The sequence below is a fragment of the Dietzia cercidiphylli genome, assembly GCF_039531545.1.
In the GTDB taxonomy this organism is placed as follows: domain Bacteria; phylum Actinomycetota; class Actinomycetes; order Mycobacteriales; family Mycobacteriaceae; genus Dietzia; species Dietzia natronolimnaea.
The window spans coordinates 208,755-221,931 of record NZ_BAAAQG010000010.1; the positions used below are offsets into that span (position 1 = coordinate 208,755).

12 protein-coding genes are annotated in these 13,177 nt (G+C 71.8%); 7 read left to right on the forward strand and 5 right to left on the reverse strand.

Annotated features, from left to right (window positions below):
* The first annotated feature begins 108 nt into the window (after positions 1-108).
* A complete protein-coding gene (locus ABD250_RS11620; protein ID WP_182658841.1) occupies positions 109-990 on the forward strand; it encodes an alpha/beta fold hydrolase in 882 nt (293 codons plus the stop codon).
* A gap of 19 nt (positions 991-1,009) precedes the next feature.
* On the opposite strand, the gene ABD250_RS11625 is transcribed toward ABD250_RS11620, so the two are convergent.
* A complete protein-coding gene (locus ABD250_RS11625; RefSeq protein ID WP_017837266.1) occupies positions 1,010-1,474 on the reverse strand; it encodes an SRPBCC domain-containing protein in 465 nt (154 codons plus the stop codon).
* Between the two features lie 96 nt (positions 1,475-1,570).
* Here ABD250_RS11625 and ABD250_RS11630 point away from each other — a divergent pair, with 96 nt between their 5' ends.
* The gene (locus ABD250_RS11630; RefSeq protein WP_344392389.1) at positions 1,571-2,452 is read left to right on the forward strand and encodes a TspO/MBR family protein; all 882 of its coding nucleotides are present in this window, start codon (positions 1,571-1,573) and stop codon (positions 2,450-2,452) included.
* On the opposite strand, the gene ABD250_RS11635 is transcribed toward ABD250_RS11630, so the two are convergent.
* A complete protein-coding gene (locus tag ABD250_RS11635) occupies positions 2,422-3,231 on the reverse strand; it encodes a hypothetical protein (protein WP_344392393.1) in 810 nt (269 codons plus the stop codon). The two genes, ABD250_RS11630 and ABD250_RS11635, sit on opposite strands and share 31 nt — an antisense overlap.
* Positions 3,232-3,347: 116 nt before the next feature.
* Between ABD250_RS11635 and ABD250_RS11640 the strand changes: the two genes are divergently transcribed.
* On the forward strand, positions 3,348-3,875 hold the full coding sequence (locus tag ABD250_RS11640) for an EamA family transporter (protein WP_182658425.1): 528 nt from the start codon (positions 3,348-3,350) through the stop codon (positions 3,873-3,875).
* Here the strand turns inward: ABD250_RS11640 and ABD250_RS11645 are convergent.
* Entirely contained in the window at positions 3,872-5,401 is a 1,530-nt protein-coding gene (locus ABD250_RS11645) for a protein adenylyltransferase SelO (RefSeq protein WP_182658426.1), read from the reverse strand. The genes ABD250_RS11640 and ABD250_RS11645 overlap by 4 nt on opposite strands.
* 4 nt (positions 5,402-5,405) lie before the next feature.
* A complete protein-coding gene (locus tag ABD250_RS11650; protein WP_338404165.1) occupies positions 5,406-6,041 on the reverse strand; it encodes a potassium channel family protein in 636 nt (211 codons plus the stop codon).
* Between the two features lie 326 nt (positions 6,042-6,367).
* On the opposite strand from ABD250_RS11650, the gene ABD250_RS11655 reads away from it, so the two are divergent.
* From ABD250_RS11655 to ABD250_RS11670, 4 genes are all read left to right on the forward strand, one after another.
* Positions 6,368-7,837: a sodium/glutamate symporter gene (locus tag ABD250_RS11655; RefSeq protein WP_182658427.1), complete on the forward strand. Its 1,470-nt coding sequence runs from the start codon at positions 6,368-6,370 to the stop codon at positions 7,835-7,837.
* Between the two features lie 102 nt (positions 7,838-7,939).
* On the forward strand, positions 7,940-8,155 hold the full coding sequence (locus ABD250_RS11660; protein ID WP_179523808.1) for a PLDc N-terminal domain-containing protein: 216 nt from the start codon (positions 7,940-7,942) through the stop codon (positions 8,153-8,155).
* Positions 8,152-8,442 (forward strand): hypothetical protein, encoded by a 291-nt coding sequence (locus tag ABD250_RS11665; RefSeq protein ID WP_017838311.1) that lies wholly within the window; start codon positions 8,152-8,154, stop codon positions 8,440-8,442. Before ABD250_RS11660 ends, ABD250_RS11665 begins: the two co-directional genes overlap by 4 nt.
* Positions 8,443-9,053: 611 nt before the next feature.
* Positions 9,054-11,261, forward strand: coding sequence for a bifunctional lysylphosphatidylglycerol flippase/synthetase MprF (locus ABD250_RS11670; protein ID WP_182617928.1), 2,208 nt, complete (start codon positions 9,054-9,056; stop codon positions 11,259-11,261).
* A 150-nt stretch (positions 11,262-11,411) separates the two neighbouring features.
* Here ABD250_RS11670 and ABD250_RS11675 read toward each other — a convergent pair whose 3' ends face one another.
* Positions 11,412-13,136, reverse strand: a complete 1,725-nt coding sequence (locus tag ABD250_RS11675; RefSeq protein ID WP_344392399.1) for a putative PEP-binding protein — start codon at positions 13,134-13,136, stop codon at positions 11,412-11,414.
* Between the last annotated feature and the right edge of the window lie 41 nt (positions 13,137-13,177).

Sequence of the window (13,177 nt, forward strand, 5' to 3'; positions counted from 1 at the left end):
TGCTCACAGGGTCGGTTCGGTGCGACACCGCGACCGCCGGGCCCTGCGGTGAGATGGCTCACCTCGCCGTCGTCCCGCGTCGCGCTCCCGACCCATAGGCTCGGCGTCATGTCCGATCACATGATCCGCGTCGACGGGCGGCGCATCGCCGTGCACGAGTGCGGCGACCCCGCCGGGCAACCGGTGATCCACTTCCACGGCACCCCGGGCTCGCGTCTCGAGATGGACTTCGGCTCCGACCTCGCCGAACGGGCGGGCGTACGGGTGATCGGCGTCGATCGCCCCGGTTACGGCCTGTCCGACCCCGGGCCGATCAGCCCGGGCGGGGTCGCGCGGGACGTCCTGGCAGTCGCCGACGAGCTGGGGGTGGCGCGGTTCGCCGTCTCGGCCTGGTCGGGTGGAGGGGCGTTCGCGCTGGCCACCGCCGCCGCAGCGCCCGATCGCGTCATGCGGGTGGGAATCGCCGGCGGCCTGGCCCCGTTCGATCGGATGCCCGGGGCGCGCGAGGCGCTGACCGCGGGAGATCTCGAGGCGCTCTCCCACTTACCGGGGGACCCCGCCCGCGCGGCCGAGCTGTTCCGGTCCGGCAACTCCGGGATCCTCGACGCGATGCTCTCGGTCAGGGACGACGAGACCGCGCCGTGGGTCGACTGGATGTGGGCGGACAGCGACGCGGCGGTGATCGCCGACCCCGCGGCCCGGCGGGCCCTGTTCGTGAACTTCCGCGAGGCGCTCCGGCAGGGCACCGGGGCGATCGCGTGGGACAACGTGGCCTTCGTCGGCCCGTGGGGCTTCCGGGTCGAGGACGTCCGCGCGCACGTGCACCTGTGCTACGGCGACGACGACGAGATGGCCCCACCGGCCAACGGGCGATGGCTCGCCGAGCACCTGGGCGCGGCCGACCTCACGGTCTACGCGGGTGAGGGCCACCTGCTGCCGCTGGCCCACTGGGGCGAGATGCTGCGGGCGCTGACCACCTGCGGGAGCTGACGACCACGGAGTGAACGGCTCAGCCGGCCACCGCGGCGGCGAGGTTGGACAGCGAGTCCTCGAGCTGCTGCTCGGACACCAGCGGGAAGGACACCTTCTTGAGGATCTCCTTGTCGGTGACCTTGCCCCAGTCGTAGGTCAGGCGGACCAGCGTCGACTCGGGCCCGCGGCTCTCGAGCTCCCAGACCCACTCCCAGCCGGGGGGCTCGGTGCCGGCGGGAGCGGTCTGCCACGCCAGGATCTTGTCCTTGCCGTAGCCGGTGACGTGGTTCTCGGTGCGGTACTCGCCACCCATGTGCTCACCCTCCATGTCCATGGAGAACACGTCGCCCACCTGCTGGATCCGGTCGGACTTGTAGTCCCCGCGGACGAAGCCCGAGCCGTCCAGCCTGGCGTGGTTCTCCGGGTTGGTGAGGATGTCGAAGATCTCGGCCGCCGAGTGGTCGATCACGCGCTCGACGGTGACGCTCGTAGATGTGGTCATGTCTCCCACCTTGCACGTCGGCGCCGTCACGTGCATCCGGTCGCCGCGACCCGCGCCGGGTCGCCACCCCGGTGTGCTGCCGCTACGGTCGTCACCATGGACCAGTCGACACCGCACCGGACCGAGGCGTCCCCGTCCGAGCCGACCCCGACCGGGGCCCACGCGACCCGGGGCACGGGGTGGGCCATGCCCGTCATCACGCTCCTCGGGGTGGCGGCCGCCATCGTGGCCGCGTTCGTCGGCAGCGGCGCCCTCGGCGGCACCCCGGTGGCCGAGTCCGCGGGCGGGGCGCTGTCCGCGGACGCCACGCCGGTGGCTCCCGCGGGCTCCGCGTTCGGCATCTGGAGCGTCATCTACCTGGGTCTGGTCGCCTACGCACTCTGGCAGCTGACGGCCACCGCGCGCCGGTCGGCCCGGCAGCGGGCGCTGCGCCCGTGGGCGCTGGCCTCGGTCCTGCTCAACGCCGCCTGGATCTGGACCGTGCAGCTCGACCAGATCGCGGCCTCGGTGCTGGTGATCGCGGTCCTGCTCGGCGTGCTGGTCCGCATCATGTATCTCCTCGGCGCACCGCGGACCGGCGGCGTGGTGGAGCTGGTGGTCACCGACGGCACGTTCGGCCTCTACCTGGGCTGGGTGTCGGTGGCCACGCTGGCCAACACCTTCGCGTGGCTCGCGGCCGAGGGCGTCGACCCGGTGACCGGGGTCCCGCTCGGGCTCGTCGGCATCGTCGCCGCGGCGGGGATCGGGCTGGCCACGGCCCTGCTCAGCCGCGGCCGGGTGGCGCCCGCCCTGGCGACCGCGTGGGGACTGGCGTGGGTCGCCGTGGGGCGCACCGAGGGCCGGTTCGAGTCCGGGGCGCTGGTCTGGACCGCCGCCGTGGCCTCAGGCGTGGTGCTGGTGGTGGCCGTCGTCAACTGGCTCCGGGTCCGCCGGGCGACGCCGCCCCGTCAGGACGCCAACCTCCCCGGCAGGTCCTGAGGCGGGTCGTGCCGGGCGCGCACCTCGTCGACGATCCGGTCCCCGAGGATCTCCATCGGAGACCTGCCGTCGGGTCCGGGTTCGGAGTACTGCGCGGTATACGCGCGGTCCTCGTACCTGAGCAGCGCCGCGCGGGCCTCGTCCAGTCGGCGACCGAACACCATGGGCCACTCGGCCGGGTGCTGCAGCACGTGCAGTCGCATGGCGAGCTGGGTGCGGGACTCCGGGAGGTCCTCGAGCACCCCGCGGTACACCTGATCCGGGGTCAGCGGGGAGTCACGGACCGCCGCCCGGAGGAGGCTGTCCCTCTCGATGCCGCTCAGCGGGTCGCCGGGAACGGAGACCCAGAACGTCCGGTCCGGAACCGGGCCCACGCGCCTGCCCGCCACCCCCTGGCCGCCCGGGTCGCCGGTGCCCGGCAGCCACCGGTCGCGGGGACGCAACGGGTCCGAGAGCAGGCCGACGGCGAGCACCCGGTCCAGTTGCTCGGGGTGGGCGTCCAGCCAGTCGTGGATCACGCGGCACCCGCAGCAACAGCCCAGGAGGACGATCCCGTCGGACGGGTGGAGACCCACGAGCCGGGCCAGGTCCGCCACACCGGCGGCCGAGGCGGCGTCCCAGCTCCGCGGACGGTGGAGGCGGGTCTGTTCGGGCTCCGGCCACCGCACCCGGACCGCGGCGCGGGCGCCGAGGCGGAAGGTGAGGTCGTCGACGAAGGCGTCCATCACCCCGGAGGACCGGCGATACGCCCCCTCGCCGTCGGCGATGAGAATCCTCATGATGGCCACCCCTCTGGCGGTCCGCGATCCAGGGGGTCGGCCTGGCGCGGGACATGCCTGTCCGCTGAACGCAGGACAGCTATGTAGCCATGTCAATAAGTTTTCATTGATAACTCGTGTTGGCGACCAACGCCCTTCCCGGCCCCGTTCACTTCACGAGTCGGCACTCGCTCGCCCTCGGACTCGGCGCGGTCGCGCTCTGCGTGGGCGTCGCGGTCCTCACCACCGGCATCGCGATCGAGCCGACGGCCCGGTTGGCGGGTTCGCTCGCGTGGCTGGTGGTCCCGGCCGGGCTCGGGGGTTACGGGGCGTACATCCTCGCCCTGCGCACCCTCGGCGCCACGCGCACGAGCATGCTGCTCTACCTCACCCCTCCGGTATCGGCGATCTGGGCGTGGGCGATGCTCGGGGACCGTATCGGGGCACCACAGGTCATCGCGATGGGGCTGGGGATCGTGGCGGTCCTGCTCACGGCGAGTTCCGGCAGCGGCGGGCGGCCGGTCGCCGACTCTCCGACCAGCCCCGGCGTCGTCCCGGACACCCCTGGCGTGGTCCCGGGCGGGGATACTCCGCGGCCGGACCGGCCACGACCTCCAGCGCACTCACATGCCGGCGGCGGGGCAGCCCCCGGACGTCTGCCCTAGGTTCCGCAGAACGTGACGTGGGGGGAGGCGTCGGGCGGGGCCGGGCTCGCGTACCGCTCCAGCCCGGGACGTTCGGTGTAGGGATCGGTGACGACGACGAGGAGTTCGGTGAACGGCCCGAGGTCTCCCGCCGTGGCCGCGTCCAGCGCCTCCTCCACCAGGTGGTTGCGCGGGATGTACACGGGATTGGCGGTCGCCATCATCTCGGCTGAGGGATCCAGTGCACGCCACCTCGCCAGCCACCCGTCGGCAAGCTCCCCCACCAGCTCGCGTACCGGCGAGGTGTCGCCCGCCGCCGCGGGGATGAGCGCGCGGAAGAACGACGTGAAGTCGGCCCGGGACGCGGTCAGCAGCCGCGAGAGTTCCTCCAGCAGCGGCTCGATCGCATCCGACCCGGCCGCCCCGTCGCCCGACCCGGGTTCGCCCGACCCCTCCGGATCGCCCGACCCCTCCGGATCGCCCGGCCCGGCCGGTCGGCCCAGCGCAGCGGGAAGTCCCAGCTTGGTGCGCATCCCCTCGGTCCAGGCCTCCTGGTAGCGGGTGGGAAACGTCCCCAACGAGGCGGTCAGCGTCTCGACGGCCGCGTTCTCGTCGTCGTCGACCAACGGGACCAGGGTCTCGGCGAACCTCGCCAGGTTCCACTGCACGATGGGCGGCTGGTTGCCGTAGGCGTAGCGACCCTGGGTGTCTATCGAGCTGAACACCGTGGCGGGGTCGAACTGCTCCATGAACGCACACGGGCCGTAGTCGATGGTCTCGCCGGAGATCGTGGTGTTGTCCGTGTTCATGACCCCGTGGATGAACCCCAGCAGCATCCACTGCGCCACCAGGGAGGCCTGGGCGTCGAGGACGGCGGCGAACAGCGCGAGGTACGGGTTCTCCGCATCGGCCGCCTGCGGGTAGTGGCGCGCGATGGCGTGGTCGGCGAGCCTCCGCACCAGCTCGACGTCGCCGGTGGAGCGGGCGAACTGGAAGGTGCCCACCCGCAGGTGGCTGGCCGCCACACGGGCGAGCACGGCGCCCGGCAACGGTTGCTCGCGGTACACGGCCACCCCGGTTCCGACCACCGCCAGCGCCCGCGTGGTGGGCACACCCAGCGCGTGCATGGCCTCGCTGATGAGGTACTCCCGGAGCATCGGCCCGACCGCTGCCAGACCGTCGCCACCACGGGCGAACGGCGTGCGGCCTGAGCCCTTGAGGTGCAGGTCGCGACCGTCCGGGAGCTCGCCCATCAACAGGGCCCGTCCGTCGCCCAGTCGCGGGGAGTAGCCACCGAACTGGTGTCCCGCGTACGCCTGCGCGACCGGGGTGGCGCCGGAGGGGACGTGGGTTCCGGTCAGCAGGCCCAGGCCCTCGTCTCCCCGGAGGTAGGCCGGGTCGATGCCCAGCTCGGCGGCCAGCGGCTCGTTGAGGGCGAGCAGGCGCGGCGTCGGCGCCTCGGCCGCCTTCCATTGCACCCCGAGATCGGGGAAGTCGCGGGCGAAGCCATCGGTGAGCCGTACGCCGGGCCGCTCCTGGGAAGTCATGCCGTCAACGGTACGTCTCCGTCGCGGGGTGCCCCGGCCGGCCGGCCAGGTTCTCCGCGTCGGCACCGAGACGCCCGAGATCCGCGCGCAATGCCGCGATGTCCGCCGACAGCCGGCTGACCTGAGCCTGCGTGGCCGCCTGGTTGGCCTCGTCCACCTCGCTGACCCGGTCCACGATCCAGGAGGCGAGAGTGGCCGTGACGACACCCAATAGGGCGATCCCCGCAAGCATCAGACCCGCCGCGATCACCCGGCCCGTAGGGGTCACCGGTGCGACATCGCCGTACCCGACGGTGGTGACCGTGACCACCGACCACCACAGCGCCTCCCCGTAGGTCTCGATCGATAAGCCCGGAGCCCCGCGCTCGGCGTCCAACATCGCCAGGGAGGAGACGACGAGCAGGACCGACGTCGACCCCGCGGCGTACGCGATCACCTGGCCGCGCACGGCCGTCCCCGCCGAGCGGTGCATGACGCTCAGCAGCATCACCAGGCGGAGAAGGCGCAGTGGCCGGAGCATCGGCAGCGCGATCACCACCACCTCGTACCAATGCGTGAACAGCCACCGACCCCGCTGCTTCGCCAACACCAGGCGCACCACGAAGTCCACCGCGAAGAGCACCCAGGTCCCCACGATCACGACCTCGGTGACAATGCCCCCCCGCGCCGACCGGGTTCACCAGGACCGAGACCGCGTAGGCGACCAGGAAGGCCAGGGCTGCCCCGATCAACGGCCATTCCGTCAGTTCCGCCCACCGTTTTTCCGTCACCGTTCGATGATGACCGATCCGCGGCGCCCACGGCGGACGAAGTGACGGCACGGTTACCGATCAGCCGATCAGGTTCTCTCCGGCGAGAACAGGGCGTACATTCCCGACAATCGGGGACTCGACCCGTCGATCGGCAGATGTAGAGCGACGAGTCGACGTCCACGCCATGCGTCACCGACCGGAACGAGGTTGCACCATGACGGCCAATGCGGTGGGCTTCGCGCTACTCATACTCGGGTTGGCGCTGCTGATCGGAAAGATCATCCGAGTCAAGGTGGGGATAGTCCAGTCACTGTTCCTCCCCAGCTCGATCGTCGCCGGGGCCCTGCTGCTCCTGTTGGGACCCGAGGTGCTGGGCCGGTTCGGGGGTCCGTGGGGGGAAAACGGTCTGTTCACCGAGCCGATGGTCGAGGTGTGGTCCTCGCTGCCCGGGCTGCTGATCAGCGTCATCTTTGCCACCATGTTCCTCGGGCAGAAGCTGCCGACCGCGAAGCGGGCAGTGAAGCTCGTGGGCCCCCAGCTCTCGCTCGGCGTGTCCCTCGCCTCCGGGCAGTACGTCGTGGGTCTGCTCCTCGCGGCCCTCATCCTGGTGCCGACCCTGGCGGCCGCGCCGATGACCGGTGCGCTCATCGAGATCGGGTTCGAGGGCGGCCACGGCACCGCCGCCGGTATGCGCCCGGTCTTCGACGAGCTGGGCTTCGGCGAGGGCGCCGACCTCGCCGTCGGACTGGCCACCGTGGGAATCGTGGGCGGGATCGTGATCGGCATCGCGTTGATCAACTGGGCCGTGCGCACCGGGAAGACTGAGATCGTCACCGGGAGCGCCAAGATGTCCATCGAGGAGCAGAAGGGCCTCTTCCGCGAGGACGAGTACTACTCCGCCGGCAAGATGACCTCCCGCCCCTCCTCCGTCGAGCCGCTGTCGCTCCACATCGCGATCGTCACGGTGGCGATCCTCGTCGGGCTCGCGATCCTGGAGGGCCTGCGCTGGATCGAGCAGGCCACCTACGCGTCGGTCATGCTCGACGAGAACACCCCGTTGGAGATCTTCGCCTACGTCCCCCTCTTCCCCATCGCCCTCCTCGGCGGCGTGATCGTTCAGTACGTCGCCACCAAGGCCGGGTTCGCCCACGTGATCGACGCCCAGATCATGCTCCGGATCCAGGGCTGGGCGCTCGACTTCCTCATCGTCGCCGCCATCGCCACGCTGTCCCTGCAGGCCATCGGCGAGAACATCGGCGTCTTCGCGATCCTCGCGGTGGCGGGGATCGTGTTCAACGTCGCCGTCTTCCTCCTGCTGGCCCCGCGGATCATCGGCCGCTACTGGTTCGAGCGCGGCATCGGCGACTTCGGACAGTCGATGGGCGTCACCGCGACGGGCCTCATCCTGATGCGCGTGGTCGACCCGCAGGCCGAGAGCCCCGCGTTCGAGGCGTTCGGCTACAAACAGCTGGTCTTCGAGCCGTTCTTCGGCGGTGGGCTCATCACCGCCATGGCCGTGCCGATCATCTTCCTCACCGGCGTGTGGCCACTGTTCTTCGTGATGCTCGCGGTCTTCCTCGTGGCCGTGCTCTCCGGATTGTTCTACTTCCGACCCAGGGAGATGAAGGACCGGGCGGAGTGGGAGAAGGAGAAATCCGGCGCGGAGCAACCCGTGCGCGAATAGGCCCTCGACTCGTCAGCCCCGTGGCCGCAACCCGGCCATCGCCCTCACGTCGGACACTAGGATTAAGGAAACCCCACTTCCGGACCGACCCCAGGAGGACCCATGCGGAAGAAGTCGTGGAGCGAGCTGTCCGATGGTCAGAAGGCCACGATCCTGACACTGATGTCCGTGCAGGTGTCGCTGGCGGTCACGGCGTGGACCGATCTGGCGTTCCGGCCCGCCGAACAGGTGCGTGGAAGCAAGGCCAGGTGGGCTGCCATCATCGCGGTCAACTTCATCGGACCCGCCCTCTACTTCGTGCGGGGGCGGCGGAGATGACCACCCGGGGACGGGCGGGGCTCGCCGCCGGTGTCCTCCTCGTCGTCGTCCTGACCCTCGGCGCGTGCGCCGCGGGACCTAACGTCGACGTCTCCCCGGAGGGCCTCGGTTTCTGGTGGGGGCTCTGGCACGGGCTCATCCTCCCGGTGACCTTCATCATCTCCCTGTTCACCGACACCGTGACCATCTACGAGGTGGGCAACAACGGCAACTGGTACAACTTCGGATTCGTCCTGGGGATCGCGTTGTTCTCCGGTCCGGCGATGGCGGGCTCGCGCCGCCGTTGACACCGGCACCTCTGGGGGAACCATCGCGCCCGCGCGACCGGATCCGGCCCGGCACCCGAACCGCGGTCGACGGTGCGGCCGCGGTCGCGCATGATCTCGTCCAGTCGCCCTTCGTCCAGGCCGGACCATTCGACGTAGTCGTCCCACTCGCGCCCGGTCATGACACGGAGAGACCGGAGAGCAGGACGAGCCGCGTCCCCACCGGGTCCACCACCCGGGGCGGTCTGGCTCCGTTCTCGTCGACGATCACGCTCGGCGGGGTACCGATCACTTTCTCTCCTAGGGTCGCGGCGACTGCGATCTCGTGAACGCTAGTTCACCTAGGCCGCGATATGGCCGCCGCGCACGCCAATTCACCTGGGTGAAATGGCACGTGAATCGCCAGCTCGAAGCCGATTGCAAAGGTGCTCGGCGCGCGACGCCCGGGCGGTGCGTGCTCCGGCGGGCGCGCTGGTCGCGGGACTCGCCGGCGGCCGTGACGAGGCGCCGGTCACGAAGCTGAGCATTCCCTTACCTACGCCCCCGGCCGAGCGCATACTTGACCCGTCCACCACCGGCGTCGCCTCTCCGACCCCGGCGGTTCCAGCACGCGCGCCGCCCACGGGAGCACCATGAGCACCGATCAGATCACCGAGAAGACCGACGACCCCGGCGAGCCGTCCCCGCTCGCCACCGTGACCGGTGCGGTCGCACGCGCCGCCCGCCGACTCCCGGTCACCGCGATCGTGCTGGCGGCACTGCTCGTGACCGGGGTGGTGTTCGAGACGCTGTGGCGTTCCGCCCCTGACGCCCCGTGGTTCGAGGGCGTGGCCTACGGCGTCCCCGCGCTCGAGGGCGGCCGCTGGTGGACCGTGTTCGCCGGCCCGTGGTTCGGGATGACCCCTCTCCAGCACGTGTCGCTCCTCGTGCTGGTGGCGGTGGGGATCGGGGTGGGCGAGTGGCGACTGGGGTCGGCGCGGACGGCCCTGGTCGCGATCGGTGGCCAGCTGATCGGCGTGCTGGGGGCGTTCGGCGTCCTCGTCCCCGGTGACGCGGTGGGCTGGGAGTGGGCCACCGAGCTGTCCGTGGTGCTCGACGTGGGGTGCTCGACCGCGGTGATCGCCGTGCTGGCCGCCACCACGGCCACGCTGGTGTCACCGTGGCGACTGCGCGCACGGGCCCTGCTCTACGGCTATGTGATCGTGTCGTTCCTGTTCCTCGGGCGCCTGTCCGACCTCACGCACCTCATCGCCTTCGCGGTGTTCCTGCTTGTGGGCGAGCGGTTCTTCTCCCGCACCGAGCGGGGACTGCGGCCCCGCACGCGGCGCGAGACCAGGCTTGTCGTCTCGGCCGGGATGTGGTTCCTCGCTGCGGTGCACGTGGTGGTCTACTTCGTCCCCGCGGAGGGCCCCCTCGGCCCGACCGAGGCCGACGACGTGAACCTGGCCGGCATGCTCCTGTCCGTCCTGGTCGCCGCGGTGACCGCCGAGCTGCTCCGCCGCGGCTACCGGGTGGCGTGGCTCGTCGCCCTCGTGTACGCGCTCCTCACGGCGGTGGCGACCCTCGTCGTCACCGTCCTGGTCGTGACCGCGGATTTCGAGAGCCTCGGTGCCGTCACCGCGGGCACGGGCCTGCTGTGGACGGGCGAGGCCGTCCTGCTCATCGCCGGCCGGGGCGCGTTCGGGGTCCGGATCCGGCGACGGGTCACCGGCTCCTCGGTCCACTCGGACGAGGTGATCGACCGCGTCCGCGCGCTCATCCGCAGGCATGGCGGCAGCACCATGTCGTGGATGATCACGTGGCAGCCGATGAACTACTTCTTCGGGCCCGGAGCACAGGCCGGTGGGGGCCCCGACGGGGAACCGGACGCCGTCGACACGGGCGCACCGGCCGCCGGCGTGGTGGGCTACCGCCTGCACGTCGGCACCGTCATCGCGCTGGCGGATCCGGTGGCCGCACCCGCCGACCGCGCCCGGCTGCTGACCGAGTTCGTGGACTTCGCCGAGGCGCAGGCCGCGGTGCCGTGCCTGTTCTCGGTGTCGGCCGAGACCGCCGACACCATGCGGGCGCACGGCTGGCGGGCGCTGCAGATCGCCGAGGACACCATCATGGACCTGCCCGATCTGGCGTTCGGCGGGAAGAAGTGGCAGAAGATCCGCAGCGCCATGAACAAGGCGGAGAAGAACGGCACGAGTTTCGTCTCGGGCCTGCTGCGGGAGCAGCCGTCCGCGATCCTGGGGCAGGTCCGCCAGATCTCCGAGCAGTGGGTCGGGGACAAGGAACTGCCCGAGATGGGCTTCACCCTCGGCACGGTCGAGGAGGCTCTCGACGACGACGTCCGCATCGCCCTGGCCGTCGACTCGGGCGGGGTGGTCCAGGCCGCGCTCTCCTGGCTGCCCGTCTACCGCGGCGGCGCCGAGGGCGGCGTGCGGGGCTGGACACTGGACGTGATGCGCAAGCGCAACGGGCCCGGCGCGAACAACATGATCGAGTTCCTCATCGCCCGGTCCGCGCTCGAGTTCAAGGACGAGGGGGCCGATTTCGTCTCGTTGTCCGGTGCCCCGTTGGCGCGGAGTGGCGACGACGACGAGGTGGCCACCCTCGACAGGGGTCTGGACCTGCTCGGTCAGGCGCTCGAGCCGTACTACGGGTTCCGTTCGCTCCACCAGTTCAAAGCCAAGTTCAACCCGCGGATCGAGCCCGTGTACCTGTGCTTCCGCGACGAGGCCGACCTGCCGCGGATCGGGGTGGCGATCGGCCGGGCGTACCTGCCGGGTGCGACGACCCGCCAGCTCGCCGCGCTGGCCCGGTCGGGGAAGTCGGAGACCATCGACGCCTGAGGCCTCCGCCCCCGAGCTGCGGCATCCGCCCCCGAGCCTGCCCGGCCAGAACGCCGCCGCCCCTGGGGATGAACGCTCGCGCGAGCCGCGGCGCACGCGCGAGTTCATCGCCGGAGGCGGCTGCGGGTGGGCCGGGTACGCAGCGGCAGGTCAGGCGCCCCCCGCCATGACGGCGGCACGGGCCTCGCGCGCGGTGTCGCAGTCCAGTGCCAGCGCCGCCAACTCGCGGCACCGCTCGAGCGTCACCTCACCCAGCGCCGCGCCGACGAACGGCAGAGCCGCGGTGGCCACCGAGAGCGAGCTGACGCCCAGGCCCAGCAGCACGCAGGCGAGCTGCGGGTCCGCCGCCGCCTCGCCGCACACACCGACCGGGACCGTCCGCCCGCCCGGCGCCCGGGCCGCCGCCTCCGTGACCGAGCGGATGAGCCGGAGCACCGCGGGCTGCCACGGGTCGGTGAGCGCGGCCAGATCGGAGGACATCCGGTCGGCGGCCATCACGTACTGGGTGAGGTCGTTGGTGCCGATCGACAGGAAGTCCACGTGGGGCAGGAAGCGGTCCACCGCCACGGCCACGGCGGGCACCTCGACCATGATCCCCGGGGTCAGTCCGCGGTCGCGGCAGCGGGCGGCGAAGTCCCGGGCCTCGTCGACCGTGGAGATCATGGGCGCCATCACCCACGGGGAGGAGTGCTGGCCGCCGACCCGCCGGCCGGCCTCGGCCAGGGCGTCCAGTTGGCGGTCGAGCAGCCCCCGGTCGATCAGGTCCACCCTGATGCCACGCACCCCGAGGGCGGGGTTGTCCTCCTCGGTCATCCCGGCGAACGCCAGCGGCTTGTCCGATCCCGCGTCGAGCGTGCGGGTGACCACCTTCGCGGTGGGGAAGGCGCCGAGGACGCGGGCGTACAGCTCGGCCTGCTCCTCGACGGACGGTTCGGTGGGGCGGTCGAGGAACGCCAGCTCGGTGCGGAACAACCCGATCCCTCCGGCCGGCCCCGCCGCCGCGGTCTCGGCACCGGTGGCGTCCTGGACGTTGGCCAGCAGGCTCACCTCGTGACCGTCGGCCAGGACGGCGGGTCCGGTCCATCCGGCGGCCACGTCCCGCAACCGCCGGTCCGCTGCGGCGGCGTCGCGCGCCGATCCCTCGTCGGGATCGACGGCCACCGTCCCGGCGCCGGCGTCGACGAGGACGAGCGCCCCGTCGGCCACCGCCGTGAGCCCCGCTGCGGCCACCACGCAGGGGATCCCCAGCTGGCGGGCGATGATCGCGGTGTGGGAGGTGGGGCCTCCGTGTTCGATGACGATCCCCAGGACCATGGTCGGGTCGAGGCCCGCGGTGTCGGCGGGGGCGAGGTCGTCCGCCAACAGCACGCCCGGCTCGTCGAACTCGGGGATCCCGGGCTCGGGCAGCCCACGCAGCTCGGCCACCACGCGGGCGCAGATGTCCCGTAGGTCCGTGACGCGCTCGGCCTGACGGCCGCCGACTTTGGTGAACATGGCGACGAACGTCTCCGTGGCCGCCATCGTGGCCGCCTCCACGCCCAGACCCTTCTTCAGCTCCTTGACCACTGCCTTGGCCCAGCCGCGGTCGCGCGCGAGCACCGCGTTGGCGGCCAGCACCTCGGCGCTCACCCCGGTGGCCAGCGCCGCCCTCTGGTCCAGCCGCCCCGCGACGGTGGTGGCCGCGGTGACGAAGCGCTCCCGGTCGAGCTCGAGCTGCTCCTCCCCCGGCGGCGGGCCGGCGGGTGCGCCGTCGGGTGCGGACTCCGTCGCGGCGGCCTGCTCGGCTCGACCCACCCACCGGGCGACGCCGTAGGCGAGGCCGGCCACGACGCCGGTGCCTCGGATGGTCGACCCGGTCTGCGTTACCTGCGACATGGGGAGCTCCTTAACGGATCGGGCTCGTCGGCCCGGTGGTG

What these genes read in the sequence shown, in the direction of transcription:
- ABD250_RS11675 (WP_344392399.1), bottom strand. Translation starts at nt 13,136, where the DNA reads ATGTCGCAGGTAACGCAGACCGGGTCGACCATCCGAGGCACCGGCGTC.
- ABD250_RS11630 (WP_344392389.1), top strand. Translation starts at nt 1,571, where the DNA reads ATGGACCAGTCGACACCGCACCGGACCGAGGCGTCCCCGTCCGAGCCG.
- ABD250_RS11625 (WP_017837266.1), bottom strand. Translation starts at nt 1,474, where the DNA reads ATGACCACATCTACGAGCGTCACCGTCGAGCGCGTGATCGACCACTCG.
- ABD250_RS11655 (WP_182658427.1), top strand. Translation starts at nt 6,368, where the DNA reads ATGACGGCCAATGCGGTGGGCTTCGCGCTACTCATACTCGGGTTGGCG.
- ABD250_RS11670 (WP_182617928.1), top strand. Translation starts at nt 9,054, where the DNA reads ATGAGCACCGATCAGATCACCGAGAAGACCGACGACCCCGGCGAGCCG.
- ABD250_RS11645 (WP_182658426.1), bottom strand. Translation starts at nt 5,401, where the DNA reads ATGACTTCCCAGGAGCGGCCCGGCGTACGGCTCACCGATGGCTTCGCC.
- ABD250_RS11635 (WP_344392393.1), bottom strand. Translation starts at nt 3,231, where the DNA reads ATGAGGATTCTCATCGCCGACGGCGAGGGGGCGTATCGCCGGTCCTCC.
- ABD250_RS11620 (WP_182658841.1), top strand. Translation starts at nt 109, where the DNA reads ATGTCCGATCACATGATCCGCGTCGACGGGCGGCGCATCGCCGTGCAC.
- ABD250_RS11665 (WP_017838311.1), top strand. Translation starts at nt 8,152, where the DNA reads ATGACCACCCGGGGACGGGCGGGGCTCGCCGCCGGTGTCCTCCTCGTC.
- ABD250_RS11660 (WP_179523808.1), top strand. Translation starts at nt 7,940, where the DNA reads ATGCGGAAGAAGTCGTGGAGCGAGCTGTCCGATGGTCAGAAGGCCACG.